Source organism: Bacteroidales bacterium, from assembly GCA_013314715.1.
In the GTDB taxonomy this organism is placed as follows: Bacteria; Bacteroidota; Bacteroidia; order Bacteroidales; family GWA2-32-17; genus Ch61.
The window spans coordinates 1-4631 of record JABUFC010000088.1 but is presented as its reverse complement, the minus strand read 5'-3'; the positions used below and the strand labels follow the sequence as shown (position 1 = coordinate 4631).

At 24.9% G+C, this 4631-nt stretch carries 3 protein-coding genes; 1 reads left to right on the top strand and 2 read right to left on the bottom strand.

Annotation, left to right across the window (positions count from 1 at the left end):
* Nucleotides 1-433 precede the first annotated feature (433 nt).
* Nucleotides 434-1093: a response regulator transcription factor gene (locus tag HPY79_12330; GenBank protein NSW46588.1), complete on the bottom strand. Its 660-nt coding sequence runs from the start codon at nt 1091-1093 to the stop codon at nt 434-436.
* A 5-nt stretch (nt 1094-1098) separates the two neighbouring features.
* Nucleotides 1099-2982 (bottom strand): hypothetical protein, encoded by a 1884-nt coding sequence (locus tag HPY79_12325; GenBank protein ID NSW46587.1) that lies wholly within the window; start codon nt 2980-2982, stop codon nt 1099-1101.
* 366 nt (nt 2983-3348) lie between these two features.
* On the opposite strand from HPY79_12325, the gene HPY79_12320 reads away from it, so the two are divergent.
* A complete protein-coding gene (locus HPY79_12320; GenBank protein ID NSW46586.1) occupies nt 3349-4125 on the top strand; it encodes a hypothetical protein in 777 nt (258 codons plus the stop codon).
* Nucleotides 4126-4631 lie beyond the last annotated feature (506 nt).

The window sequence follows — 4631 nt, the reverse complement described above, 5'->3', positions numbered from 1 at the left end:
TAATAAAAAAGTAATATTTTTAGAAGAATAAACTCTACACCCACCGTCATACCGAGCCTGTCGAGGTATAACCATACGCAAAACAAAATGGGCAATGGGGTCATTCTTCGACAAGCTCAGAATGACGGGAAATTCGACAAGCTCAGAATGACGAGAGAAAGGTTGGACTCGACCAAAAAAGAAGTTTTGCAAAGGTCTCACAACACAATTTTAACGAGCATCGGGAAGATTGCTTCTCCCGATTTCTCGGGATCAAAACACAATGCCAACTCTTCATTTGCAATAACGGGAAAGGATGGTATTGACAAAAAAGAGTTTTGCAAAGGTATTGAAATTTAAAACGAACTAAATTTAAAATGAAATACAAAAAAATATGGTTTTATCATATTTTAGTTTAATAAAAACGGATTGTAATTTATTAAAGTTAAAACTTCTATTCTTGAGAAATAATGAAGTTTATGGTGTTTTTATATTTTTCAACAAAATCGTGGAAGTTATAATTACTGGGAATACACTTTGTACTTATTCGTGTTATGTAATTTTCAACCGTTTTGAGTTTTATATTGAGTGTTTTAGATATATCAGTGTTTTTAAATTGATTTATTTTTAATTTAAAAACTATTTTTTCTTTTTCTGTTAGTTTTGAAAATTCTTCAAAAAAATAATTTATATCATCAGAAAACAAATAAGTAAGTTTTTCATTAAGTTGTTTATTTGTAATGAAAGAGTTATTATTTTCTAATATTAATTTTAATGTAGATTCAAAATCTCTTTCGTTACAAGTTTTTGATATAAATCCGTCTGCACCAATTTTTTTACATATCCATATGGTTTCAATTTCATCATAGAGCGATACAACAGCAATTTTGCAAAAGGGTTGTTGTTTTTTTATAAGTTTAATAATATTAAAACCACTTATACCTTTTAAATTTAAATCTACTATTGCAAAGTTTAATTCATGTGTTTTTAGAATATTTGATGTTTCAATAAGATTATCTGTTTCAAAAATATTAAAGTGATCAAATAAAATTTCCATAATTTTTTTATAAGATAAACGGATTAAGGGATGATCTTCAACAATTAAAATGTTCATATATTTTAAAATATTATTTTTATATTAAATCCTTTATTAAACCAATATTCTAATGTGCCATTTAAAATGATAGTTCTTATATGTATTGAGTTTATTCCAAATCCAGCTATTATTTTTTTATGTTCAATGTTATTACTTACATCTTTATACAATAATGTAAAATTATCATTATTTGTATTAATTTTAATATAAATAAGATTTCCATTGCAATATTTAATGCTGTTTGATAAAAGCTCTTGAATAATTCGATATACATGTAATGCTTTTTCTTGTGGCATATTATTGATGTTTTTGTCAATTTCTTTTATAATAACAAATTGACTATTTTTTTCCGTTTCATAAATGAGTTTATTTAATGCTTCCTCAAAATTATTATTAATTAAATATGTTGGAAATACTTGATGTGAAATTTGACGTAGTTCGTTAATGATATCTTTTATACTTTCTTGAAGTTCTGGTATTTCTATTATGTTTTTATTTCTTGACAGTAATATCAATGATTGTCCAATATGATCATGCAGTTCCATGGAGATTTGCTGATTTAATTTTTCTTGATATTTTGTTAATTCTTGAGTGAATAGTTCTTTTAAATTATGAACTTTTTTGATATGAATATATCTTAATAGTAAAATAATTAAGGACGTTACAAACAAAAATATAATACTTAAATAAATAATAATTTCTTTAATATTTTTTTTATCTTGTTCACTTTTTATAAGTTTCAATTCTAAATTTTTATTATTTAATGCAATAGTTAATAAATCTATTTTGTTAGCATATTCATTGACAATTGTTGTTTTGAGTGTGTCTAAAATTTTATTTTGTGATTCATAAGCTAATCTTGCAAAATAATAAGCACTGTCTTTATTGTTTTCATTAAAGTAAATAATTGAAAAATCTTTATAAATATCGGGCAACATTGTAACACTCGCTTCATTTAAAGTTTGAGTTAAATAAAAAATTGCAGAATCTATTTTCTTTTTGTTTATATATAAATCACTCAAAAGCCAATAGTAACTAGATAAATATTCTCTATTCTTAATTAAAGTATCTTTTTTAATAATTGGTAATATGTTTATGGCATATGAATATGATGAGTCAAACTTATTCGAATAAAAGTAGGCTCTCGAAATATTGATAGCAGAGCCTATCAAGTATTCATTTAAATTATATTTTTTCATAAAGTTATAAATATCTGTAAAATTAATTATTGCTTTATTATATTCCATTTTTGTATATAAAATAACATTTTCATTATGCTTGTATAAATAATCTAGAATAGGATTAGGATTTATTTTTTTAAATTTCATTCCAATACTTAAATATTCTTCTGCTTTTGATATTAAATTTAGATTTAAATATATGGCAGATAAATTTAAGAATGTATGATAAAGTTCCGGTAAAGAATCATTTAAGCCGATATCAATGGCTTTATATAATAACTTAGCCGATTTTGAAAGATTTTTTCTTACAAAGTAAAAACTTGCAGTATTTAATGTACGAACTTTTAATCTATTGCTTATATCTTTGCTGTTTATAATTGAATATAAATAATAATTTACTGAATCTACATTATCATATAATGTAAAAAGCCATAATTTATAAAATTTAATATGATCTAAGTAATATTTTGAGTTAATAGAATTAGAATGGTTGATTAGATATTTTAATATTTTATTTCCTTCGATGTGATTTCGTCTTATTATGTAATAATTATATTTATAAAAATTATAAATCCACGCTTTAGAATGTAAATTTATGTTCTTTTTATTAATGTAATCATTTAATTTATTAGTATCAATAGTTGAATAAAAAAACAAAGTATCAATTTGGCTGGAGATAGATGTAACCATAAATATTAATACAACTGTCAATAATTTTCTTTTCATGTATAATTATTTTTTAAATTTAAGATTAAGAAAAATTTGTTTCATCATTATGAAAATTAAATATGAATCTATTTCATAGCCATTTAAAAAAAAGATTTTAATTTTTTGTTCAAATTTAAATTAAAAAAATCTTTTAAAAAATGATAATAAATCAATAGTATCATTAAAGTTAAAACTATATATTCAAAAAAAATATTGTATTAATTAATCGGAATCATTCATCCTTTTAATTAAAAAAACATATAAATATCTAAAAATTTTAAGCAATTAGGGGGAGTACCCCCTAGATTTTAGATTTTTTTAGTTATATTTTTGCATAGAAATCTATTGGGTATTTATTGAATTTAATTATTTAACATTTTATATATGAGCACAAAAGTAACATTTTTAATCAGATTATTGTTTTTAGTAGTTGTATTAAATCTAAAGCTCTTACCTATTTATTCGCAAGTAGCCATTAATAGTACTGGTGCCAATCCCGATGCAAGTGCTGGCTTGGATGTTAGTTTTAGTAATAAAGGTGTTTTGATTCCGCGTGTAGCTTTAACGCAAACCACATCGGCATCGCCCATTACTAGCCCTGTTACAAGTTTGCTTGTTTACAATACAGCAACTGTTAACGATGTAACGCCTGGTTATTATTATTGGTACAATAATAGGTGGAACCGATTACAAACGAGTGGTTATTCTGGAGCTGTTTCAGGTACTTTTGCTACTATTCCCAATCATTTTAGTACAATTGCCCCTTCTTTTGGTTTTGTGGGGTCATACATAGACTTACCTCCTGGTAAATGGATTGTTTATGCTTTTTTATTGTTAGCACCAAATAATGGAGGAGCCGTTGGGTGGGATGATACTGGTTTCGATAGAGCTTTATGGGGAAGTTTTACTTTGTGCGAAAGCAGTACAACATTTAGTTTTTCTCCAGATATAATTGGTAGTCCATTAATTAGTGGTGGAGTTGTTGCTCCTTCTCGGTATGGTATGACGGGGGGTGCTATACATGTTGTGAATAGTTCCTCAAATGTAAAAAGATATTATCTATGGGGCAGAATTGGTCAATTTAATACAGCTTGTGTGTTCTTTAATTTTGGTGCACATTATTGGGGCGAAGATCAGTTTTTTGCTATACCAGCTGAATAATCTATAAAATGTATATGACCAAATAAAAATTAGCACACCAATCGATGATGAAAAATATCAATAATTTTAAAATTTTACAAAGATGAAATAGCCATCTCGTCATTTTGACGAGACCAACCGAATATAAAATATTACTCACAAATAACTTTCACTATTTATTCGAATGGTAGAACCTTTGCAAAACTCCTTTTTAATCATTACGAACATAGAGAAGCAATCTATAAATTATTGAAAAAAAAGATTAATTTTTTTAATCGCATTAAAGAATACTGTTGTTTTATTTTAGTTTTGCAAAGGTCTCAATTTTTATTTTTAAAAATATCTTATTTGATTATAATAGCCAAAAAAAAATTAAAATTTTGAAAATAAATTATATATTGAGTCCTTTGCAAGGCTATTAACATGCAAATATGTGATTGTTAATAACTTATTGATGTTTTTATTTAAAATTCCAGAAATAATGGTTATTTTAGCGTTATGAAATTAGAAAAATCAGGAAATATGAC